The 23,372-nt window shown below is 45.2% G+C and carries 20 protein-coding genes; 7 read left to right on the top strand and 13 right to left on the bottom strand.

What is annotated here, in order from left to right; genetic code table 11:
* Nucleotides 1-89: 89 nt before the first annotated feature.
* Entirely contained in the window at nt 90-2,450 is a 2,361-nt protein-coding gene (locus GC098_RS28235) for an endonuclease MutS2 (protein WP_171646509.1), read from the bottom strand.
* Nucleotides 2,451-2,693: 243 nt separating this feature from the next.
* On the opposite strand from GC098_RS28235, the gene GC098_RS28230 reads away from it, so the two are divergent.
* Together GC098_RS28230 and GC098_RS28225 are read left to right on the top strand one after the other, a co-directional pair.
* Nucleotides 2,694-3,062 (top strand): phage holin family protein, encoded by a 369-nt coding sequence (locus GC098_RS28230; RefSeq protein WP_171646508.1) that lies wholly within the window; start codon nt 2,694-2,696, stop codon nt 3,060-3,062.
* Between the two features lie 184 nt (nt 3,063-3,246).
* Nucleotides 3,247-3,633 carry a cupredoxin domain-containing protein gene (locus GC098_RS28225; protein ID WP_171646507.1) on the top strand — a complete coding sequence of 129 codons (387 nt, stop codon included), beginning with the start codon at nt 3,247-3,249 and terminating at the stop codon, nt 3,631-3,633.
* Nucleotides 3,634-3,740: 107 nt separating this feature from the next.
* Here the strand turns inward: GC098_RS28225 and GC098_RS28220 are convergent, their stop codons facing one another.
* On the bottom strand, nt 3,741-4,370 hold the full coding sequence (locus GC098_RS28220) for a transposase (protein WP_171646506.1): 630 nt from the start codon (nt 4,368-4,370) through the stop codon (nt 3,741-3,743).
* A 354-nt stretch (nt 4,371-4,724) separates the two neighbouring features.
* Here GC098_RS28220 and GC098_RS28215 point away from each other — a divergent pair, with 354 nt between their 5' ends.
* Complete coding sequence (locus GC098_RS28215) at nt 4,725-5,135, top strand: hypothetical protein (RefSeq protein ID WP_171646505.1); 411 nt, start codon at nt 4,725-4,727, stop codon at nt 5,133-5,135.
* A 39-nt stretch (nt 5,136-5,174) separates the two neighbouring features.
* On the opposite strand, the gene GC098_RS28210 is transcribed toward GC098_RS28215, so the two are convergent.
* The 4 genes from GC098_RS28210 to pheS all read right to left on the bottom strand — a co-directional run bounded on the left by GC098_RS28210 (nt 5,175) and on the right by pheS (nt 10,936).
* Complete coding sequence (locus GC098_RS28210; RefSeq protein ID WP_312880390.1) at nt 5,175-5,729, bottom strand: CvpA family protein; 555 nt, start codon at nt 5,727-5,729, stop codon at nt 5,175-5,177.
* Nucleotides 5,730-5,735: 6 nt separating this feature from the next.
* Nucleotides 5,736-7,328: a cell division protein ZapA gene (locus tag GC098_RS28205; protein WP_171646504.1), complete on the bottom strand. Its 1,593-nt coding sequence runs from the start codon at nt 7,326-7,328 to the stop codon at nt 5,736-5,738.
* A gap of 94 nt (nt 7,329-7,422) precedes the next feature.
* Nucleotides 7,423-9,876 carry a phenylalanine--tRNA ligase subunit beta gene (pheT, locus tag GC098_RS28200; RefSeq protein WP_171646503.1) on the bottom strand — a complete coding sequence of 818 codons (2,454 nt, stop codon included), beginning with the start codon at nt 9,874-9,876 and terminating at the stop codon, nt 7,423-7,425.
* Between the two features lie 25 nt (nt 9,877-9,901).
* A complete protein-coding gene (pheS, locus tag GC098_RS28195; RefSeq protein ID WP_029194068.1) occupies nt 9,902-10,936 on the bottom strand; it encodes a phenylalanine--tRNA ligase subunit alpha in 1,035 nt (344 codons plus the stop codon).
* Nucleotides 10,937-11,458: 522 nt separating this feature from the next.
* Here pheS and GC098_RS28190 point away from each other — a divergent pair.
* From GC098_RS28190 to glsA, 4 genes are all read left to right on the top strand, one after another.
* Complete coding sequence (locus tag GC098_RS28190; protein ID WP_171646502.1) at nt 11,459-11,887, top strand: MarR family winged helix-turn-helix transcriptional regulator; 429 nt, start codon at nt 11,459-11,461, stop codon at nt 11,885-11,887.
* Nucleotides 11,888-11,950: 63 nt separating this feature from the next.
* Nucleotides 11,951-13,573: an MDR family MFS transporter gene (locus tag GC098_RS28185; RefSeq protein ID WP_312880394.1), complete on the top strand. Its 1,623-nt coding sequence runs from the start codon at nt 11,951-11,953 to the stop codon at nt 13,571-13,573.
* Nucleotides 13,574-13,685: 112 nt separating this feature from the next.
* Complete coding sequence (locus GC098_RS28180; protein ID WP_171646501.1) at nt 13,686-14,606, top strand: aldo/keto reductase; 921 nt, start codon at nt 13,686-13,688, stop codon at nt 14,604-14,606.
* Between the two features lie 26 nt (nt 14,607-14,632).
* Entirely contained in the window at nt 14,633-15,586 is a 954-nt protein-coding gene (glsA, locus tag GC098_RS28175; RefSeq protein ID WP_171646500.1) for a glutaminase A, read from the top strand.
* A gap of 424 nt (nt 15,587-16,010) precedes the next feature.
* On the opposite strand, the gene GC098_RS28170 is transcribed toward glsA, so the two are convergent.
* The 7 genes from GC098_RS28170 to GC098_RS28140 all read right to left on the bottom strand — a co-directional run bounded on the left by GC098_RS28170 (nt 16,011) and on the right by GC098_RS28140 (nt 23,283).
* The gene (locus GC098_RS28170; protein WP_216625452.1) at nt 16,011-17,468 is read right to left on the bottom strand and encodes an alpha-galactosidase; all 1,458 of its coding nucleotides are present in this window, start codon (nt 17,466-17,468) and stop codon (nt 16,011-16,013) included.
* Nucleotides 17,416-17,583 (bottom strand): hypothetical protein, encoded by a 168-nt coding sequence (locus GC098_RS28165; protein WP_171646498.1) that lies wholly within the window; start codon nt 17,581-17,583, stop codon nt 17,416-17,418. The genes GC098_RS28170 and GC098_RS28165 overlap by 53 nt, the downstream gene beginning before the upstream one ends.
* Nucleotides 17,584-17,825: 242 nt before the next feature.
* Nucleotides 17,826-18,857, bottom strand: a complete 1,032-nt coding sequence (locus GC098_RS28160; RefSeq protein WP_171646497.1) for a glycoside hydrolase family 76 protein — start codon at nt 18,855-18,857, stop codon at nt 17,826-17,828.
* Nucleotides 18,858-18,925: 68 nt separating this feature from the next.
* Nucleotides 18,926-20,104, bottom strand: a complete 1,179-nt coding sequence (locus tag GC098_RS28155) for a glycoside hydrolase family 76 protein (protein ID WP_246359020.1) — start codon at nt 20,102-20,104, stop codon at nt 18,926-18,928.
* 30 nt (nt 20,105-20,134) lie between these two features.
* Complete coding sequence (locus tag GC098_RS28150; protein WP_171646565.1) at nt 20,135-20,971, bottom strand: carbohydrate ABC transporter permease; 837 nt, start codon at nt 20,969-20,971, stop codon at nt 20,135-20,137.
* 45 nt (nt 20,972-21,016) lie between these two features.
* A complete protein-coding gene (locus GC098_RS28145; RefSeq protein WP_171646564.1) occupies nt 21,017-21,862 on the bottom strand; it encodes a carbohydrate ABC transporter permease in 846 nt (281 codons plus the stop codon).
* A gap of 92 nt (nt 21,863-21,954) precedes the next feature.
* Nucleotides 21,955-23,283, bottom strand: a complete 1,329-nt coding sequence (locus GC098_RS28140) for an ABC transporter substrate-binding protein (RefSeq protein ID WP_171646496.1) — start codon at nt 23,281-23,283, stop codon at nt 21,955-21,957.
* Nucleotides 23,284-23,372: the final 89 nt, after the last annotated feature.

Raw genomic sequence — 23,372 nt, 5'->3', positions numbered from 1 at the left:
GAATGCTAATTTATTAATCACCGGTGCTTACACATATTACATACGCAGTCCCATAGAATGAGTTTCAAAAAGATGAAAAAATTTAAAAGTTATTTCAATTCGACGATTGTAACTCCTGCTCCGCCTTCATTGTAATTCCCCATGCGGTAACTCTTCACATGCTTATGACGGCGTAAATATTCCTGCATTCCAGTACGCAGCACACCTGTTCCTTTACCATGAATTAAGTACACTTGACCCAGGTTGCCCAAGAAAGATTCATCCAGGAATCGATCAGCCTCTATAAGGGCGTCCTCCATGTTGAGACCGCGCATATCCAGTTCCATCCGAATGTTATCATCTCGGGTTCTTTTAACGGTTGTAGCCACCTGATGAGCTGGCTTTTTCTGAGCCGTGCTGCCGATCTTCTCGAGATTCGACAACTCGACTTTCATTTTCATAATTCCCAACTGCACCGTCGCTTCTGTGGCGCTAACAATCTCTACGACGTGACCCTTCTGACCCAGGGTCACGACACGCACTTCATCCCCGGCCTCGATTCTCTCTGGCCGCTTCTTTGCCGCGCGAACCTGCTTCTCGCGCAGTTCAGGCGCCGCCTGATCGAGGCGGCGCTTCGCTTCTACCAACCGGTGATCCTTAACTCCACCGGCTTCCTCCTGCGCCATGCGCCGCAGCTCGGCGATGATTTCATCCGCCTCGCGGCGTGCCTTGGCGACAGCCTCACGCGCGTCGCGCTCGGCCTTCTCGAGCAGCTTATCGCGCTGCTCGTCGAACTTGGCCTGCTGAGCCTCTAACGTTAGGCGCATCTCTTCAGCCTCTCGTCGCAACCTCTCGGCGCTTTGGCGCTCAGCTTCTGCAATCAGGCGATTCTCCTCAAGCGACGCGATCATTGATTCGACGCGCTTATCCTCCTCGCCAACCTGCGTACGTGCATGCTCAATAATGCGTTTTGATAAGCCCAGACGCTCTGCAATCGCAAACGCATTACTTCGACCAGGAACACCTACAAGTAAGCGGTAAGTCGGACTTAACGTTTGTATATCAAATTCCATGCTTGCGTTAATGGTGCCTTGCTTTTGGTAAGCATAAGCCTTTAACTCCGAATAGTGCGTTGTTGCAATGATTCGACAACCAATTTGATGAATATAATCCAAAATGGAGATCGCTAAAGCCGAACCTTCAGCAGGATCAGTACCCGCTCCAAGTTCATCAAGTAAAACCAAACTTTTTGGTGTCATATCCCTCAAAATGCTGATGATATTCGTCATATGACTCGAAAAAGTACTTAAATTCTGCTCGATGCTCTGCTCATCGCCAATATCCGCATAAATGGCATCGAACACACACAACTGACTGCCTTCCTCAGCTGGTACAAACAACCCTGACATCGCCATTAAGCTAAGGAGTCCCACTGTTTTGAGGGAAACTGTTTTACCACCTGTATTAGGCCCGGTCACAATGATTTGTGAGAAATCATTACCCAACTCCAAATCAAGCGGCACAACGGAATCAGCCGCGATAAGCGGATGCCGGCCTCGCTTTATTTTAATGAAGCCTCGATCATTTAATCTAGGCATTGTAGCTTTCAGTTCCCTTGCTAAACCAGCTTTAGCAAAAGTAAAATCAAGCTCAGCCAATTGATCCACATCCAGCACAAGCAAATCCACTTGTTCGGCAACCAGCTCAGTGAGTGCGCGTAAAATCTTCTCAATCTCAACTTCTTCCTTAAACTTTAATTCACGAATTTTGTTATTTAATTGAACAATAGCATCTGGCTCAATATATAGCGTCGCACCTGATGCTGACTGATCGTGAATCATTCCGCCAAAGCTGGATCGATACTCCGATTTAACGGGAATTACAAAACGGTCATTACGAATAGTGATCAATACGTCCTGTAACATTTTCTGAACAGATGAATTACGAAGCATTTGCTCTAACCTCTCGCGGACTCTTCCTTCACCTGTGCGTAGTTCGCTTCGCACACGTCCCAGTTCAGGGCTCGCACCGTCAACAACAACAGCATTCTCATCTATACAGCTATTAATTTTATCTTCTAACGGCTTATTTTCTGTGAGTAATTCAACCTGCTCTTTGAGCATTGGAATTGCGTATTCCTCATGAACCGCAAGAACAAATCGCTTTAACCTGCGTGTACCGAACATCGTCGTCGAAATATCGAGCAGCTCCGTAGGGTTTAACATCCCACCTATTCTAACCCGGTGCAAGGAAGATCTAATATCACGAATCCCACCAAAAGGGGCATTCCCTTTCAATCGTTCTACATTAACAGCCTCATCAGTTGCTTGCAGCCGAAGCTTGACGAGTTCAAAATCACCTTTAGGCTCAAGCTTTTCCACGGCATCCTTACCAAGCGAAGTTGACGCATGATGAGCAAGTTTATGTAAAATCTTCTGATAATCTAATGTTTTAATTATTTTCTTATTCAACTATCCCAACCTCATTTCTCTAACCTATATTATAAACCAAAACCAGCCTGATTAGCTACGGAGACAATCATTATATGGAAGATGCTGCCTACCATAATATTCACTCGAATTGGATACAATAAGCTGTGCACCTATCCTCCTGCCAAAAGGAATTGCAAGACTTAGACACCAAGCAATAGTTCAAAAAATCACTTCTTGTTATGAGAACTTAATCTCATCACAAAAAGAAGGAGGTTTCACGAGATGCATCTTCTCGGACATCTGGTAAGGTTTATTGTTTCTGCCTTGGTTTTAATGTTTGTCAGCTGGTTAGTTCCAGGGTTTAAAGTCGGTGGTTTCTGGAGCGCATTTTTTCTAGCTTTGGTCATTGCTGTTGCTGCTTGGATCATTGAAGGGATCTTCGGCAAACAAATCACTCCCTTTGGCAGGGGAATCGTAGGCTTTCTGGTAAGCGCGCTTGTCATTTGGGCCGCCCAGTTTGTCGTGAGTAATGTTTCTACGAGCATAATAGGTGCCGTTTTAGCTGCTTTAGTCATCGGAATCATCGACCTATTCATTCCTGTGAAAACCCCTTTTGAACAAGGGATCTCAGGAAAAGAAAATCGTCGATAAAAACCTATTAGTTTCGATAACTGATACCCATGCTAAAGCCCAAAAAAGATCGGTCTGCCGCGTATCCACTCGCCGGACCGATCTTTTCTATGCTAACAATCTCTTTCACGAGTTTGTCACTGTTTTTTCGGAAGAGGTCGTGTACAATGATGAGGGAAACAAATACAATTCCGGAGGGATATACATGAAGAAATTACTCGTTCTTTTTATGGGAATAGTCTTAGTCATTGCGATAGCAGCTTGTGGAAACAAAGATACGAAATCACCACAATCCTCTACATCTCCCGCCGCTACTACACAAGCAGCAGGCCAGCAAGTTTTATTGAAAGCCACTAACTTCAAATTTGACCAATCCGAATATCGTGTCAAAAAAGGAGAGCCCGTTACAATTACGCTTGATAATGCTCAAGGCGTTCATGGTGCATCCATTAAAGAATTCAAAATAAACCTCGATAATAGCAACAAAACAGTTACCTTTACGCCAGATAAAGCAGGTTCCTTCCCAATTAACTGCTCTATAATGTGTGGCAGTGGTCACGCTAATATGAAAACAACATTGATTGTTGAATAGTTTAAATTATCAGTTCATAAGTCCTTATCGCGGCAATAAAGCGGTAAGGGCTTTTTTGTATTTGGATGATGGTGTAACATTTCCTCTGAAGCAAGTTCATTCATGATTCATAAGTGACAATAACGTTGCGTCAAAGCACTTGACAGTACCTTAAATAGACAGGAAACAAATAAACGGATAAGAAAAGCATCCATCCACTTTCTAAACAAAACATCCTCAACATACTTTATGTTCTTGGAATTTGTGAACATATACGCACAAAAGTTAGTGTTGATCTTTCGAGAGTTAAAAGTTGTATACTTTCTTTTATTTTGGCTGGATACTACTTTTTGTTTGCGATTTCTGTCCGCACCTGAACCCATGCGTGAATATTGCTTATATAAAGCTAGTTGCAGCTTCTCCAGCATTAACTTAGCAGTTCGATAATTTACTCCAAGCAAGCTCGCAAACGCTGCAATTGAATAAGTTTGGCCATCTTGGATCAATGCTCGTATAGCTTTGAACCATTGCATCAAGGAAAGCTTAGATTTATGCATAACCGTTCCAGCCGTTAATGAAATTTGCGTGCGGCATTCTTTACACTCCAATAAATTGCGAGTCTTAATTATATAAAATAAATGATAATCACAATTCGGGCAACAAAACCCACCGGCCCACCGTCTTTTCGTCAAAAATCTTACACAATCTTCCTCTGTCTTGAAAGTGTCATCCAACGATTCAAATAAATATGTATCCATGAATTGACCCCTTTCGATTACAAAGCGACCCTAAATTATTTCCTATATTTGTATTATACAGAACATTTGTTTGCATGTAAAGCAATTTTTGTTTCCGAGATTAATATCATGAATATTCATTTTCTGTAGTATCTACAATGTAAAAAATCAAGTATTCGACTAATCAATATCAATAATTTGAAGCTTTTTTTGAGCTTTTGCTATAGTACCGGTCTCATCTCCGTCAGGGACATAGAATGTTTTAATGCTTCAGCAAGGTTTTTTGGATGATTGTAGATACCACAGAAAACATAATTTTAAAGTGTAAAGGTTCGAGTGAAGGTATTATTTTCGGATTTATAAAGCCAGTTGTTCTTGCCACTTCGCAAGGGGTTATTTGACTTGAATATCCCCTGTGAAAAAGTAGTTTTATTAGATGTTCCTAGCCTCAATTTCTGGAGTAATGTTTTACGAAGCTCGTGGTGTCGTTGTCATTATCGGTTGTCTGTGTGGTCGTGGTGTCTTTTTCTTTTGCTTTTGCCTTTGTCTCTGACTTTGTCCCTGTCGATTATCGGTTTGGTTATATTTGTGGTTGTGGTTGTGGTTGCGGTTGTGGTTGCGGTTGTGGTTGTGGTTGCGGTTGTGGTTGTCGGTGTGGTTGTGGTTGTGGTTGTAGGTGTGGTTAAGGTATTTCGTGACTTTGTAGATACTACAGAACTCATATGTTTAGTGGATGAAAGTCGGGGAGTGCTGGTGCTGGTGCTGGTACTTTGTGGTGGAAACTGATAGAAGCTGCCCTTTCTATATTAGAAATGTAGGCAGCTTCTATAGGGGGATTCCTTGCTTCCAGAGTTCTTGGAGTTTTCCTGCTATATTGGGTAATTCGTTTATTAAATATGGAGCTATGGTTGAGCTTGAGAGCAGCTTTTGAAGTCCATCTGAGGGCATGATCGTGATAACATTGACGGCTATAATGATGATCAAAAGTGCTTCTGCTAAGCCCAACAATGCGCCGCTCCAACGGTTGATGAAGTTCAGGCCTGGGGTTTTTGCTAGAATATTAAGTGCTCTGCCTACGATGACTAGTGCAAGTTTTACGCCAAAAAACAATATTGCAAAGGCTAAAGCGTTCAGGATATAGGTATCCAAATTAAGGCCTTTTACGATAAATTCATATTTTTGGTAATTTTGATAGGTAGGCAATGCAACTGCATTTCGAAGCAGAGGGGCAAAATCCCTGTAAAAATAAAATGCAACGAGGTAGGCGAGAACAAAACCTGAGAGCGAAACAATCTGGGCAATAAATCCTCTAAAGTAACCAAGCAGCAGACCCAAAGCTACTATCGACAACATGACATAGTCTAGTGTATTCAGTGTCACTGTGGATTACCTGCTAGGACTGTCTGTTTCTACAAGCTCGATCCACTCATTGTATTCATTCTGCAGCTTAGCATATTCCTCGCGCAACTCTTTATACTCTTCTTTGATATTTTGAAGTTCTTTTTGCTGAGCTTCATCGTTCAAGCTTTGGTGCATTAACTCTTCTTTTTCTCTGCGGGCCTGGGCTAAAATCCGTTCTTTTTCTTCTTCAAAATGTTGAGCAAGGGCACTTCGTTCTAATTGTTGCTGCTCTAGTAATGCATCAATTTGCGCTTGATATTGTGTAATAATGGTTGATTTTTGGTCTTCAAGCTGTTTAATAATGTTTGTATGTCGTACTTGGAATTCCCCAACTAGATTGCCTTTATCTTGCTCAAAACGTAGAACCTTAGCATCAGCCTCGTCCTGGTAAATGACGGTGAGTGTTTCTATTTCCTCTTGGTGTGCAGTTGTGAGTGTTTCTATTTCCTCCTGGTGTGCGGTTGTGAGTGTTTCTATTTTCTCTTGATGTTGATTTGTAATTATATTTAATTTCTCTTTATGTTGGTTTGAAATTACATTTATTCTTTCTTGAAGTTGGTTCGTAATTGTATCTATTCTCTCTTGAAGTTGGTTTGTGATAGTTTCAAGTTCCCTTTGATGTTGGATTGTGATGCTTTCTAGTTCCTCTTGATGTTGATTAACAAGTGTTTCCTTTTCCGCTAGATACTGATTCGAAAGCTTGAAGATCTCTTCTTGATGTTGCATGTTTATGATTTCTTTATCCTGCAGATGTTGCTGCATTAGTGCTTCTTTGTCTTGTTGATATTGCTGATGTAACATTTCTTTGTCTTGCAAGTGGATTTCTGAGAGGGACTGTTTTTCGACTCTGTGTTGTTCGTTGAGCTTTTGAAGCTGATGTGCCTTTTGTTGTTTCTCTTGTTCGAATTGTTGCTTTGTTTGTTGGTGTTGTTGTTTTTCTTGGTCTAGCTGTTGTCTTACTTGAATTTGTTGACGTTTTTCCTGCTCTAGCTGTTGTTTGACTTGTTCTAGTTGTTGCTTGACTTGCTCTTGCTGCTGTTTAGCTTGTTCTTGCTGTTGTTTAGCCTGCTCCTGTTGTTGTTGTTTAGCTTGCTCTTGTTGTTGTTTAGCTTGCTCTTGCTGTTGTTTAGCTTGTTGTAGTTGTTGCCTCAATTGCTCTTGTTCTTGTTTTGCTTTCTGCACTTCTTGTTTCATTTGCTCTTGCACTTGGTTACTTTGTACTAGCTTAGCATTTTGTTCACTTATGGATGCCTGTTGTTGCTCGTATTCTTGTTTCAATTCGTTAAAGGTAACGTTTAGTTTGTCATAGGCAGCTTTGGTCGCTTCTTGATTCTTTTGGGTTTTGGTCAGTTCTTCCATGATTTCATTCATACGGAAGCACTCATCTGCCATGTTCACGGCAGCCAGAACGGCGATTTTCTGTGAATCTAGCCGCGGATAGCCCTTTGCAATACGAAACATTTGGTCGTTCACGTATTCAGCTACTCGCTTCATGTAATTGGTGCTTGTGCTTGCTTTTAATTTGTATTGGTGACCATATATATCAACGGTAATCCTCGTTTTATCTTCAGCGTTCACTTTTTTATATCCTCCCTTAGATGAAAGGCTGGCCCTATCGAGTGTAATTTCGATAAGACCAGCCTGTTTTCCTGCAACTTAAATGAAAGTTACACTATTTTCTTAACTCTGCCTCATATTGTTGTTCAAGGGTTTGAACAACTTTGGCATGAAGCTCTGTTACTTCTTCATCCAGCAGTGTTCTCTCTGCGTGACGGTATACTAAGGCAATGGCTACGCTTTTGCGATTTGCGCCTAAACGTTCTCCTGTATAGATATCAAATACTTGAATGGATTCTAACAAGTCTCCAGCTACTTCGGTGATGGTTTGCTCCATTAAACCTACTGGTACACTAGCATTCACTACTACAGCAAGATCGCGCCCAATTGACGGATAACGCGGCAGCAATTTATATACAATTGCATCTCCGGCAGCTTCTAAGATTGGGGAAAGCTCAACCTCAAGTACGTAAGTGTCATCAAGATCACGCTGCTGTTGGACTGTAGGATGCAGTTGACCGATTCGACCTATTACTTGCTCACCTTCAGCTGTTTTTAAGAGGAGCTCGGCGGTTCGGCCCGGATGGAAACCATCTGGTGATGCAGATTGATAGCTGAGTCCTTTAACGCCTAGATAGCTTACAAGTCGGTCAAAAACACCTTTGATATCATAAAAGTCGACAGCCTCGGACTTCTGCGCCCAATGTGCTTGACGGCGTTTGCCTGTCAATACGATGGAGAGGAGGAGCTTCTCTTGCGGCAAATCTGTTAGTGAAGACTCATCTGTAATGAATACTTTGCCGATTTCGAAAATAGCCACGTCATCCATCGTACGATTACGATTGTAGCTTACAACGTCTAGCAGATGCGGCAGCAAGCTTGTACGCAGTTGGCTGCGATCCTCGCTCATTGGCATAGCGAGCGAGATTGGCTTTGCCGCTGGGTATAGACCCGGCAGGGCAACAGTTTGATCCGGCTGTGTGAAGGAATAAGTGATGACTTCATGCAGTCCGCTTTGAGTCAGGAGATTCCGTGTAATACGACGGATCGACTGCTCTTTGGACAAGGAGCCGGGCGTCGTCACGCCGGTCATTAAGGTTGTCGGGATGTTGTCGTAGCCGAAAAGGCGAGCTACTTCTTCGATCAAATCGACATCCCGTGTGATGTCTCCGCGGCGGCTCGGCACATGCACGAGCAGCTTGCCTTCGCCTGCCTGCTCGAATGTGAAGTGCAGGCGCTCTATGATTTGACCCATCTCGGCCAAGGAAAGTTCAGTGCCGAGATAATTGTTCACACGGTCAGCAGCAAGCTCAATGCTGACCGGCTTGTGTGAGCCCGCTATGGCTTGGACGATGCCTTCAGCGACTTGACCTGATGCGTACTGAGCCATTAACGCAGCAGCACGGTTTAATGCCGGAAGCACCGCTTCCGGGTTCACTTCTTTCTCGAAGCGAAGACTCGCTTCAGAGCGGAGCCCTAGCTGGCGCGACGTTCGGCGCACTGAGCTGCCTGCGAACTTGGCGGATTCAAGCAGGATCCGTGTTGTACCTTCTGTCACTTCGGAGTTAGCACCGCCCATAACACCTGCGATTGCTACCGGCTTCGTACCGTCCGTGATGAGCAGCATATGCGGCTCTAGTGTACGCTCTACATCGTCGAGCGTAACGAGCTTCTCGCCGGCCTCAGCGAGGCGTACATCGATGTGACCATTGTTCAACTGCTCTGCATCAAAAGCGTGGAGCGGTTGGCCGTATTCAAGCATCACGAAATTCGTGATGTCTACGATGTTGTTGATCGGGCGGATACCAGCCGCCATCAAACGGTTCTGCATCCACAGCGGAGAAGTGCCAACACGCACGCCTTCGATAAGACGAGCCGCGTAGTGCGTGCACTGCTCCGTCGCTGTGATCTTCACACTGATGCGATCAGCAGCTTTCACTGCGGCTGTTCCAGCCGCCCCGCGCGCTGCTTCCGCATCAGGCAGTTTGACGCCGCGTCCGAGGATCGCTGCGATCTCATAAGCAGCTCCGAGCATGCTCAAGCAATCGGAGCGGTTTGGTGTCAGATCAAGCTCTAATACCTTGTCACTGATTGCAAGTACATCAAGAATTGAGCTGCCAATTTCGGTATCTTCAGGCAGAACTAGGATGCCTTCTTGAATTTCCTTCGGCAGCAGCTTGTCGTTCAGGCCAAGCTCTTTAGCTGAACAAATCATTCCTTGTGATTCTACACCGCGAAGCTTAGCGCGTTTGATTTGTAATCCGCCAGGCAGCACGGCCCCAATCATGGCGACTGGCACCTTTTGTCCCGCATCTATATTTTTAGCCCCGCAAACGATTTGCAAGTCTTCGCTTTGTCCGGCATCAATGATACACACACTTAATTTATCTGCGTCTGGGTGTTTTTCGCGTGATTTTACAAATCCAACGACTACGTTCGTTACACCCTTATTGCGATCTTCCACGATATCCACTTCGATGCCGCTTCGGGTAAGTTTTTCTGCTAATTCCTCGGCTGTGAAGCCTGATACATCGACATATTCCGATAACCATTGATAAGAAACCTTCATGCTTAACCCCTCCTTTTCCTGATGCTTACAAGTGTAAGAATTGCTTTAAGAACCGCAAATCGTTCGTGTAGAAATGGCGAATATCTTCAATTCCATATTTCAGCATCGCAATGCGCTCAACGCCCATTCCAAATGCAAATCCTGTGTATTCCTTCGGGTCATATCCACCCATCTCCAGAACGCGCGGATGTACCATGCCGGCTCCGAGGATTTCTAACCAGCCCGTTTGTTTGCATGTACGGCAGCCAACGCCGCCACACATCGCACAGCTCACGTCCACTTCAACGCTAGGCTCTGTGAATGGGAAAAAGCTCGGACGCAAGCGAATTCTCGTCTCTTTGCCATACATCTCTTGAACGAATTGAAGCAAGGTTCCTTTCAGATCACTCATCCGTACGTTACGGTCGATGACTAGACCCTCAATTTGGGTAAACATATGTGAATGTGTTGCATCATCATCATCGCGGCGGTATACTTTGCCCGGACAAATGATTTTGATCGGAACTTCCCCTTTGCGTTTCTCCATCGTTCTAACTTGAACTGGGGAGGTTTGTGTACGCATTAGAATCTCATCCGTGATATAGAAAGAGTCCTGCATATCGCGAGCTGGATGATCCTTCGGAAGATTAAGCGCCTCAAAGTTGTAGTAATCCTGCTCTACCTCTGGACCTTCAGCAACGGTGTACCCCATTCCAATGAAAATGTCTTCAATTTCTTGAATAACTTTGCTTAAAGGATGCACCGCACCTTGCTGCGATGGACGACCCGGCAGCGTTACGTCAATCATTTCTGCACGCAATCTGTTCTCGGTTTCTTGCTGTTGGTACGCTGCTTGCTTCTCTTCAATAACGGTCTCAATTGCTGCACGAACGTCGTTCGCTACTTGGCCGATGACCGGTCTCTCTTCCGCACTTAATGCGCCCATACCGCGTAGCACCTCGGTTAGAGGCCCTTTTTTACCCAAATACTTAATACGTAAATCGTTCAGCTCCTGCTGACTTTGTACGCCGCTCAGCTCCTGCAGCGCTTCCTGCTTTAAAGCTTCTAACCGCTCTTTCATCGAAATCCCTCCTGAATTAGGCCCCTGAATCACCCTAAATGAAAACACAAAAAAGACTTTCCGCTCCCTTACAAGGGACGAAAAGCCGTGGTACCACCCTAATTAGATTCGTTCACTGGCAAAGGCCAAATAAACGATTCTCACTTCATTTCAGATAACGGACGATGTGTCCGGTTCCTTCTATTTAGAAGCCATTGGTTAAGCTTCCGTTCAAAGGACTGCTCGGGAGCGAACTTCAGCAGCCTGATTCTCGGGGATAGCTCTCAATCATCGGCTTTCCCTCCCTGTCAAGAAGCACTGCGTACTCTTCTCCGTCAAAGCATTTTCGCGTATGTGTATCAATTATTATATGCAAGAAATGCCTGATATGCAAGTGAACTAGCCTCGGGCACTGAATTTCCCTATTGACTTCGAATAATCATCGGCGTATATTTTATTTAAATAGTTTAAACATTAATTTGTATAAATATTTTATCATTTAATGATTTGATACTTTAATTAAGTGGTAAGGAGGAATTCAATATGGAAGATGAACTGATTGCTTATACGGATCGTTTCCGCACAACATTTGAAACCGCACATCGAAAAATTGGCCATACGGTACTTAGCCAGTTAAATTCGGAGTTAACGAAGCCACAAATATTCATGTTATTCATGATTTCTAAAGAAGGCGCTCCGAAACAAACTCATCTCGCTGAGAAACTGGGCGTTAAACCAAGTGCGATCACCGTTATGATTGATCGGCTTGTCCAAAGTGGGCATGTTATACGTAAACACCATGAGACAGATCGACGTATTGTGCTGGTTGAAATAACCGAAACCGGAAAGGCCATACTCAAACAAGCGGAAGATGTCCAGAAAGAAGTGATTGCTCGTGGACTGTCACAGCTTCCCCCGGAAGAAATGCGTATTCTTGTGAGTGCCTTTGAAAAGCTTACTGATTATTATTAATTTCATCTTATTCAAGGAGTGGTACAAGTGGAAAACATACAAAAAACAGCTTCAGAGAAATCCATAGAAGCAGAAGGACCAGAACTCAAAAATCGAGGTCTCCTGCTTACCGGTCTTATCATTGCTATGCTATTTGGCGCTTTGGACGGTACAATTGTCGGAACAGCAATGCCGCGTATCGTTGGTGAATTCGGCGGTCTTGGTCTCATGGCTTGGTTGACTACTGCTTACATGTTGACATCAACGGTTGTCGTTCCAATTGCAGGTAAACTTGCTGATTTAATTGGTCGTCGGGTCATCTATGTAACAGGTTTAGTTATCTTTATCGCGGCTTCCGCCTTATGCGGGATGTCTCAGAACATGACCGAACTGATCTTGTTCCGCGGTTTACAAGGTCTTGGCGGCGGTATTATGATGCCCATGGCGATGATTATTATTGGGGACTTATTTACTGGTAAACAACGTGCCAAATGGCAGGGCGTATTCGGTGCGATCTTCGGTTTATCATCAGTTATTGGCCCCCAAGTCGGTGGTTGGATCGTTGACGCATTGAACTGGCGTTGGGTATTCTACATCAACCTCCCTGTTGGTATCCTTGCTGTTGTCTTAATTGCAATTGCATTACCGAAGCACAAAGCAAACGGCAAAGTAAAGTTCGATATTCCTGGTATTGTCACCATGATTGTCGGTGTCGTCAGCTTATTGCTTGCCTTAACATTTGGCGGTAAAGATTTTGCTTGGTTCTCTTGGCAAATCATTGGGCTTTTTGTGCTGGCCATTGTATCCTTGGTTTCCTTCGTTATTATTGAAAGTAAAGCCGAAGAGCCGATCCTTCCTGTTCGGTTATTTAAAAATAGAACATTTACAACAATTAACGGTGTAGGTTTCCTTATGGCCGTCGGTATGTTCGGAGCTATTATGTTCGTTCCTCTCTTCATGCAAGGCATCGTCGGTATCAGTGCTTCAGCATCAGGTACAGTGATGACACCGCTCATGATTACGATGATTGCAGCCAGCGTTGTTTCCGGTCAATTCATTCAAAAAATCGGTGTTCGTAAACAAATGCTTGGTGGTATGATTATTATGGCTATTGGCTTCTATTTCCTTGGCACCATGGGCATAAGAACGACGAAGTTGATTGCTTCAAGTTATATGTTGATTCTTGGTCTAGGTATGGGTCTGGTTATGCCAATCCTAACACTTGCTTTACAAGAGAGCTTCCCGAAATCTGAGCTTGGAGTCGTTACGTCTTCCAGTCAATTCTTCCGTCAAATTGGCGGTACATTCGGTATGACGATTCTCGGAGCCATTATGAACCACAAGTCAACAGTGCTGTTAGAACAAGATTTAACTCCTGTTGTCAATCAGCTTCCCGCGGAAGCAAGTGGGCTGGCTACACAAATGACGGATATGATCCATACAAATCCACAAGCCTTATATTCCTCACTTCTAAGTCCTGAAACCTTGGCCAAAATGCCAAAAGAATTCGTGGAGCACATGCTGCCAATTCTAAAAAATGCCCTGGTTACATCGCTTCACCAAGTGTTTATTGTAGGCTTAGTGTTCGTTTTACTCGGGGCTGTTCTGACTCTCTTTATTGGTAACATTAAAGTATCCGACCGTAAATCTAAGAAATCAGATGACAAAAAAGAAAACGAAAATGAACTTTCGCCAGGAATCGCTTAATACAAAAAGGCTCTTTTCTCTAATTGGAGAGGAAGAGTCTTTTTCTTTTTGACACGAAGCAAGCTATAGCGTTTAATAAACTTGGATACCTTAAAAAAGGAGAGTGCTCGCCATGAAATATCGCAGACTTGGTAAAACGGATTTGAAAGTTTCCATTGTAGGTGTTGGGACTTGGCAGTTCGGCGGAGAGTGGGGACTTACTTACACACAAGCTGAAGCAGATGCTATTCTCGATCAAGCAGCCGATCTTGGTATAAATTTGATCGATACAGCAGAATGCTATGGTGACCATCTATCGGAATCTCTTATCGGTAATTACTTATCCCGCCGCAATCGCGAGAACTGGATCGTGGCTACGAAATTTGGCCACCATTTCCACGATCTGTTCACCCGAACAGATGATTTCAGTTCCGAAGGTGTTGTCAAACAACTTGACGATTCTCTAAAAGCTTTACAAACGGACTATATTGACTTATATCAATTCCATTCCGGACCTGATGATTTATTTGATAATGATGTGCTTTGGACAACTTTGGACAAACAAGTTCAAGCCGGGAAAATCCGTCATTTGGGAACATCCATTGGTAGTAATGCTAATATTCATCAAACAGAAGCTTCCAGCAAGGTCAATTCCAAAGCCATACAAGTCGTATACAACCGATTGGATCGAGCCCCAGAAGAGCTAGTTTTCCCTTCCTGTGTGAATCAAGATCTTGGCGTATTAGCGCGTGTCCCATTGGCTAGCGGCTATTTGAGCGGTAAGTATAAGCCTGGTGCTGTGTTCAGCAACACAGACGTTCGCCATCGTCATGATGCCGAGAGTGTGAAACAGAAGCTTGAGGATGTGCAGCGCATCCAAAAAGAAGAAGTTCCTGAAGGTATGGACATGGCCAAGTGGGCATTAGCTTGGTGTTTGAAGCATGATGCCGTTACAACGGTCATTCCAGGCTGTAAAAACCCTGAACAGGTTATTGCGAATGCAAGCGCAACGGAGCTTATCAGCGATAACCACCCACAGGCTTGGAAAGCTTAAGAGAATGAGGAAGGAATGACTTCTGAATGAGTCATACACAACACGCAGAAACATGGAAGCAACTCAAAGAGCACTTGCCTCAGTGGGTTACGGAGAGCAAGACACATACATCAGACGGACATGTTGCTTCCTACATTCCTGAACTTGCTAACGCTCCAGCCGATGTTCTAGGTATCTGTATTATGGATACTGAAGGAAATATCTCTGTGGCCGGCGAATCTGATTTCCGTTTTACTTTACAAAGCATTTCGAAAGTATTTACGCTCATTTTGGCGTTGATGGATAACGGTGAAGAGATCGTTTTCTCCAAGGTGGGAATGGAGCCTACCGGAGACGATTTCAACTCGATGCTGAAGCTCGAACTCGTCGAGCCCGGCATCCCCTTTAACCCGCTTATCAATGCTGGGGCAATTGCGATATCATCCTTGATTGCAGGTAGTAATCCTACGGAGCAAGTTGAACGGATTCTCCATTTTTTCCGAGATATCGCTCATAATCCTTCACTTGAAATTAATCAAAGTGTGTTCCGATCTGAGTCGGATACCGCACACCGGAATCGTTCGTTAGCTTACTTCCTGAAAGACAACGGTGTGCTGGATAGCGAGGTTGATGACGTCCTCCACGTCTATTTCAGCCATTGTTCCGTCGAAGTGAGTTGTACCGACTTGGCTAGAATGGCCCTCGTTCTTGCGCATAATGGCGTAGATCCGATTCGTAATCAACGCCTTATACCGCGGCGATTCGTGCAGATCGCTAAGACGTTCATGTTTACCTGTGGTATGTACAATGCCTCTGGTGAATTCGCCATGAACGTTGGGCTGCCTGCCAAGAGCGGCGTGTCTGGCAGCATTTTGACGATGGTGCCCGGACAATATGGGATCGGTTTGGTCGGCCCCGCTTTGAACCGCAAAGGTAACAGCACAGCTGGCGTTCACCTTTTGGGTACGCTGTCGCAGGAATTTGATTGGAGCCTATTTTAGATTTCGATAAACCAAGTTGTAATGCCTAGCAATCACTTGTTATCCGTAAAATTGTTGTACGTTGTACAACTTTACGTGGGCTAATTTACATTTTCCTCGCGAATGTTGTAAAAAAAAATATAACAATTCCAGCCAAAAGTAGCTATATTGTCTATAAAAAGGCTAAATTGTTGTACGCAGTACAACTTGCTCATCTAGCTCTTCTTTTTACCAAGCATGCTAAATAGGGGTAAACCTCAGTTTCGGCTTCTGCTATTGCTATTGCTATTGCTATTGCTATTGCTATTGCTATTGCCATGGCTTGGCTTACACAGCTTAAAAAGAACCTTCCCAATAGTCGGGAAGGTTCTTTTGCCTTTTCGAGTATTTTCGTGGGACTTCTGGGACTTCCGGGGTTTCTGAGGCATGTCAGAAAAACGATTGGTTAGTTCAACGAAATTAACTGGAACGTCATATTATCCGCGGCGGAATATGGCCATTGAATCATTTTACCGCCTGCGACCAGCGAGTTATCGGCTACATTTAATGACTTACCGGATAGCCTGTTAATAATTTTGAAATAACCGCCGCCTACGCCCTGAATTTCCCACTGATCATTCAAGGTCGAGCCGAAATCCCATTGGATCACGTCTTCACCGTCCATCAAGGAGGCGTTTTTGACAGCCATAGCCTTACCGCTCTTCACGTTGATAATTTTATTAAAGCCTGCCGTTGTCGATGTAATCACCCATTGGTCATTTTGCGCAGTGCCGTAATCCCATTGAAATATTTTCGCTCCATTGTTTAGGGCAGCTGCTTCAACGGCAACGGATAAGCCCGTCGATTTGGGTACGATTCGGTACGTTTTACCTGAGATAAAGGAACCGCTCGTCGTTTCTGATCCCGTCAATTTCACCATAACGGTCCCATGTGAAGGTACATTTACAGTGTAGCTGTTGGTGAACGTTCCCTTCTCGGTCTTGGACCATAAATCCCTTACGCTAGCTGTAGCATTCAGGCCAATGCTTGAGAAATTGACCGTCATGTTCGCAGCCGCGCCGGTACGATTTAACAACACAACCGCACGTGTTCCAATAGCCTGCAGTTTTTTGGAGTACACCTGCAAACCTCCGAGATCGCTTACTAATATGCCTTGGCTGCCGAGCGCATCCTGATTTACAGCAATTACTTCAGAATTCATGAGTGTATCTTTCGTGAATTGACTCATCGTGCTCAAATTATTGCCCGCAATCAATGGAGAAGCCATAATCGTCCACATCGAGAAATGCGAACGGTATTCCGTATCCGTCATGCCACCGCCGAAGACGGCGCCAGTTCCATAATTGCCGACCATAAGCATATCTGCGTCATTCCAGCCTTTGGTAGGCCCCGCAAAATTGGCAAGCGGAGCGTTCTGATCAATGATCCAAGTTACTCGATCCCAATAATCGAAGATATCATCCGTCGTCCTCCACATATTGCCCGTGGCCGCACCCCACACCCATGGTTTGTTGATGCCCCAATTGCAAATGCTGAATAGGATGGGCCTTCCCGAGTTAGCGAGCGCATCCCGGATGATCGTATATCTGGTTTGCGGATCCATGCCCCCATTATCGCACCAGTCAATCTTGACGTAATCAACGCCCCAGGAAGCAAACGTATTCGCATCCTGCACCTCATGTGCATACATCCCCGGTTTTCCAGCACAAGTAGTGAACCCAGCATCCGTGTAGAGACCGAATTTTAAGCCTTTGCTATGAACATAGCTCGCAAGTGATGCCATCCCGCTTGGGAATTTGACCGGATCGGCAATTATAGTACCGTCGCTGGTCCGACCTGTCTGCCAGCAATCATCGATCACAATGTACTTGTATCCGGCTGCCTGCATACCGCTGCTTACCATCGTATCGGATCATGTTCGTATATTTCGCATTGAATCCGGTATAAAGATCATCAATCATGGTACGGTAAGTGCTGTTTCCCGTCCGCTGGTAAGCATCCATGACCGTTTCCCACATCTGAGCCTCCCACCAGAAATCGGTGTACAGTCCTCCATCGGGCCCATAGGCATGAGCAGCATGTGTGAGATGGTCACTGTTCGTGTAGAAATAGAGCCATTACCAAACTCACACTTAACCATTTGACAGCTGATCTTCTTTGCATGATCACATAAAACAACTCCTTTTCTCATTTAAAATTAGTTGTTGTGAATGCGCTTTCAAAAATGTAAATTTCACCTCCCTTCAGCGCCAATTTATCTCTAATTTGTTTGAAGTGATGCATACGCCTCCAGTAACATAACACCGCTTAGCATCACACTTAACTGAATGGGGCCTTCAGGAGGTATTGTCCAATCTGTGCCGACACGTCCGATGTTGTCTATGCCTTGCTCCAAAAGCGTGATTGCATTTTGCTCAATAAGCTTTGCTGGCAGCTCAAATTCGAGGTGAATCTCCGTCAAATTCAGCAGATACCTGATCAGTATCCCTTTGAATAAACCTGTATCGTCGATTCCTTCATCGGGCAGCATCCCTGTAGCACTGTCGCACAATCGGTTCTTCACCGCAGCTGCCGTGCGGCAGGCATCCTCCAGATAAACTGAATCCCCTGTACAGATGTATAATTCGATGCCAGCCCCGATGAAGACGCCCTGACAATAAGTAAACTGCCAGTCCCTATCTATCTTCTCGTCGCCGAGTCGATTAATGCCATCGAATACGAATCCATCAACGGGATCGGTTAACGTCCTTTTGTTCCAATCATAGATTTTTTGTGCCCAAGCCAAATCCGCTTCATCGCCAAATCGTTGAAACAATCGCACTGCTAAGATAACGGCTGGAGCGTTAGCTGGCGTGTTTTTGTAATCGAGCTGATTTTTTCGCCAAGCAATCCCGCCACCCATATGCTCATTCCATCCTCCTCGGATGTCTTCCCACAAGTCGGCAACACTCTCCCGGTACATCTGAGCGCCTGTCATGTCGTAAGCCCTTAGCCAAGCTAGCGCCATCCACTGCATATCATCATAATATTGATGGCGAAACGTTCCTCCGTTGGAGCGAAGAATACCGTGGAACAGCTGCTCTAATCGGTTCAAATAGTCCACATTGCCGGTTCGCGCATAGCCGTCAAGGATGACATCCGCAGCATGTGCTTGCCACCAATAATAGTAATTTTCGTCAGGGCGATTGACAGTTAAACTGTCGTCCCACTGATTCATAATCTGTGTATCCGGATTCCAATAAAGCTTGTGCAAAATCGTTTGCAGTTGTTCTGCCATCGCTGCTGCATTCATCTATCCCTCGACTCCTCTGTGCCTAAAAATAAAGGGGCAGATTTTCGGCTGCCCCTGCACTTAATACTTTAGTTCTGTTTCAGCAATCCTTGCTTCTCCAGCTCAGCCATACGCTCCAGCAGCATAACGCCGCTCAGATTCACGCTCAAATCCTCAGCAGGCTCAGGTGTTGCCGCCCATGATTTACTGAACATGACGCGCTGCTCATCTCTACCGTACTTCCAGAGACTGTCTGCATTCGTTACAAGAAGCTCAAGCGACTCCTTCTGACCAGGGTCCGCAAGTACAAGCTCCGCCAAATAACGGACATATATCCCTTTGAACAAGCCGCCGTCTCCATTGCTTTCACTTGGCAGCATGCCTGTTACCGGACTTGTCAGCCTGAGCTTAGATGCTTGTGCAGTCCGAGCGGCATCCGCCAGATAGCTCTTGTCCCCAGTCGCCTGATACAGCGCAACCCCTGCTCCGATGTAAACACCTTGGCAATAGGAGAATTCCCAGCCTTTATCAATCTTACCGTCTCCCTCGCGGTTTTTCCCATCCCAGACAAAGCCCGAATCCGGATCAACAAGATTAGCCTTCTGCCAATCGTAAATCTTTTTCGCCCAAGCTAGATCCTCCGACTTGCCGAACTGCTTATACAATCTAGCAGCTAGAATGGCTGCTGGAGCATTCGCCGGTGTATTCTTATAATCAAGCTGCGGCTTGCGCCATGCAATGCCTCCGCCTTGCTCTTCGTTCCAGCCCGTCTTAATATCTTCCCAGAGCTCAAGCGCGGCTTCCTTGTATTTCTCGTCACCTGTAGCGTTATAAGCACGGAGCCAAGCTAGAGCCAACCATTCCATATCATCGTAGAAATCATTCGGCAATACGCCGCCATTACGATCCAAAATCCCCTGATACATGTTCGCCAGGTAGCCCTTATACGCCGTATCGCCCGTTCTTGCATAAGCGTCCACTAGCGTATCTACTCCATGCGCTTGCCACCAATAATGGAACTTCTCATTACATAGATCGTTGCAAGGCGACAAATTATCGAATAAGTTCAGCTTTCCGTTCCAATATTGCTTAAGCAGCCCAGCTTGCGCTAGATCCGCACGCTGCTCCCAGGTTTCTCTATTTGTACTCACTTGCACATCGGCCATCTTATTGTTTTTATCCATTGTCTCCACTCCCCAGCTAGCAGCCATAATGATGCCTATCCCAACAATCATCAGGGCTATGATCATTTTTAATCGAATTGTCAATTCGCTTCACCTATCTGTCCGACTTGCGTACTATCCTTTCGTTCCTGTAAAAGCGATTCCTTGCACAAAATACTTCTGCAGCAGCAGGAACAAGATCAGGATCGGCACTACCGCAATTAAAGCACCTGCCATCAACGGGCCGAAATCAACCTGTTTGTTATAAGTAAAAGCAGCTAAGCCTAGCTGAATCGTTTTCTTGGCAGGGTCGTTAAGCATAATGAGCGGACCGAGAAAGCTGTTCCAGCCTGCTTGAAAGGTGAATATGCCGAGTGTTGCCAAAGCCGGCTTCGCGAGCGGAATATAGATGTTCCAGAAGATACGAAGCTCCCCGCTGCCTTCAATTCGAGCCACTTCCTGCAAGTCACTAGGTAAAGACACGAAAAATTGCCTCATAAAAAATACCGCAAAGGATCCCGACGCTCCTGGCAAAATAATCGCCCAAAATGTATTGAGCAAGCCATTGCCGCCACCGCCCAGCCAATCATTTCCTCCCAGGAAAGGAATGTGCTTCAGCACGAAAAATTGCGGGATCATCGTTACAACACCAGGTATCATCATGGCAGCGAGCAGAATTTTGAACATCGTATCTCTTCCGCGGAAATGAAGCTTAGCGAAGGCATATCCGCTTAAAGAACCAAATAGCAAGTTGAAGAGTACTCCCATGAACGCAAGGTAAAAGGAATTCCAGAAATACAGAGCAAATGGAACGAGCTCAAACGCCTTGCGATAATGCTCAAACGTTATGCTAGAAGGGATCCATTGGATCGGCAGCATGAAAATCTCTTCATCCGGACGGATGGAAGTGATAAGACTCCATACAAACGGGACGACCATGACGATGCAGACAGCGATGGAAATGATATACATGATTGTCGTTTGCCAATAGTACTGTTGTTTCACTTTCCATCCCTCCTAGATCACGGATTCCTCTTTGTTTAGTCTCATATTAATGAGCGAAAATACTAAAATAATGATAGACAGTGCAAACGCCATGGCATCGGCATAGCCCATCTGCAGCTGATTGAAGCCTTGCTGATAAATATGATACACCGTTGTTTTCGTCGAGTTGGCGGGACCGCCCTTGGTCAATACGAACGCCTGGTCAAATAACTGCAGCGCGCCAATGATGGCCATTGTACTTACGAAAAAGGTGGTCGGCCTCAGCACTGGCCAAGTAATATAGCGAAAGGACTGCCAAGCATTAGCTCCGTCCAGCTTTGCGGATTCATACAGATGATCGGGAACCCCATTAAGTCCCGCTAAATAAATGATCATGTTCGCTCCAACGGATTGCCACAAGGTCACTAACACAATGGACAGCATGGCGTAAGGCATTTCAGCCAACCAGGAAGGTCCTGTGATTCCAAACTTGCTCAAAATATCGTTTACGAGTCCGAACTCGGGGTTAAGCAGCCATATCCACACCGTGGCCGCAGCAACGCCAGAGGTTAACGTTGGCAAATACCCGGCTGTACGAAACAGCTTAACGCCGAAGCGGCTGCGCATAAACAACAAGGCCATCGATAAAGAAATGGCAATATTCAGCGGAATATAAAGGACGGAGTAAAACAAAACGTTTTTTAAAGTCGTCCAAAAGATGTTATCTTCTGCTAGACGCTTGTAGTTATCCAATCCAACGAAATCGTTTTTACTCACAATGTCATAATTCGTAAAGCTTAGATAGAACGCCATGATCACCGGAATGATTGTAAAAATAATAAATAGCAAAATCGTTGGCGTAATAAAGAGATAACCCATCCTAGCTTGATGTCGACCCAGCTTGGTTATCGATGCCAAGAGAATTCCCCCTTCCACAAAAAGGGAGGGATAACCCTCCCCCGCATTTCTAGTTACTTCCCTGCTGCGTTCTGATCCAACAGCTTATCACCTTGGTCTTGCCCCTTCTTGAGCGTCGTGGCCGCATCCTGCTTGCCTTGAATGAATAGCTCAATATTCGGCATCAGACCGTCGCCTTCCATAACTGAGTATCCTGGATGCTGCGGACGAATTTTCGCGAATTCCAGGGTATCCATGAATGGCTTCCAGTTCGGATCGTCCTTGAAGAACGGATCCTGCAGCGCCGGTTTGAAGCCTGGCAGGTTTAAGCTTGTTTTCGCCCATAGCAGCGTGTTGTCTTTATTTGCTAACCACCACTTCTCGAATTCCCATGCCTCGTCTTTATGCTTGGAGCCCGCTGGAATAACGAGACCGAAGCCGCCCATGACGCTTCCTTTGGCGCCGCCAGGTCCAGTTGGAGGAGGAACAACACCGAAATCAAGATCCTTGCCGTATTTCTTATAAGTTGATAGCATCCATGGACCTGTATAGGTCATAGCTACTTTCCCGGTCACGAAAGCATCCGTGCCTTCGCCAAGACCTTTTTCAAACCCAACTTTATAAACCTTATCCTTATTGATCAATTTATCCCAGAAATCGAGGACCTGCTTGCCCTGGTCATTATTGAAATTCGTTTTCTTCAGATCGCTGGTCATCATAGAACCGCCTGCTTGCTGCAGCCACATATTGAACAGACCATTATCCTGCATCGACATACCGGAACGAACTAGCTTATCGCCTTCCCATACCGTTAACTGCTTAGCTGCGTTTTCCAGCTCATCCCAAGTTTTTGGAGGTTGTAGTCCTTTCTCAGCAAACAATTTCTTATTATAAAACAGTGCGCGCGCATCAACCGTCAAAGGAAGACCGTACAGCTTACCGCCAGAGGAAAGCTCCTTCAAGGCTTCATCGTAATAATCACCACGGTTAATGTTGTCTTTTTTCAAATAATCGTCGATCGGGTGAAGCACGTTCTTGGATGCATACAGCGAAGTCCGCCATCTGTCCCAGAACATAATATCAGGCGAACCGCCTGAGGTAGCCGCTGTCAGAAACTTCGTGATCATATCTTCCTGCAGAACATATTTAACTTTAATCTTGTCTTGCGATTTATTGAATGCATCAGCCATCATCACAAACTGCTTTTCACCTTCTCCGCCCCAGTCGCCCCAGAACGTAATTTCTACCGGTGCTCCTTTGGTTGCAGCTGTCGATGCTGCTGGTACTGTCGTGGCCTCAGGCTTCTTGCTTTCAGCCGATTGATCCCCGCCAGTTTTCGTGCTGCATGCTGCCAAACTAAACGTGAGCGAGAGAGCAGTTAAAACGGTCATCCATTTTTTCATGTTTCTTCCTCCCTTTTTAAGTAAACGTTACAAGTGCAGTTGCTACAAGGATAAACGACTCCGTCGTCCTTCAGGGACGAGCGCGTTTG

The sequence above is a fragment of the Paenibacillus phytorum genome (genome assembly GCF_013141715.1).
Lineage (GTDB): Bacteria > Bacillota > Bacilli > Paenibacillales > NBRC-103111 > Paenibacillus_E > Paenibacillus_E phytorum.
Note: the sequence above shows the minus strand (reverse complement) of the source record. Positions and strands in the feature narration are given on the sequence as shown.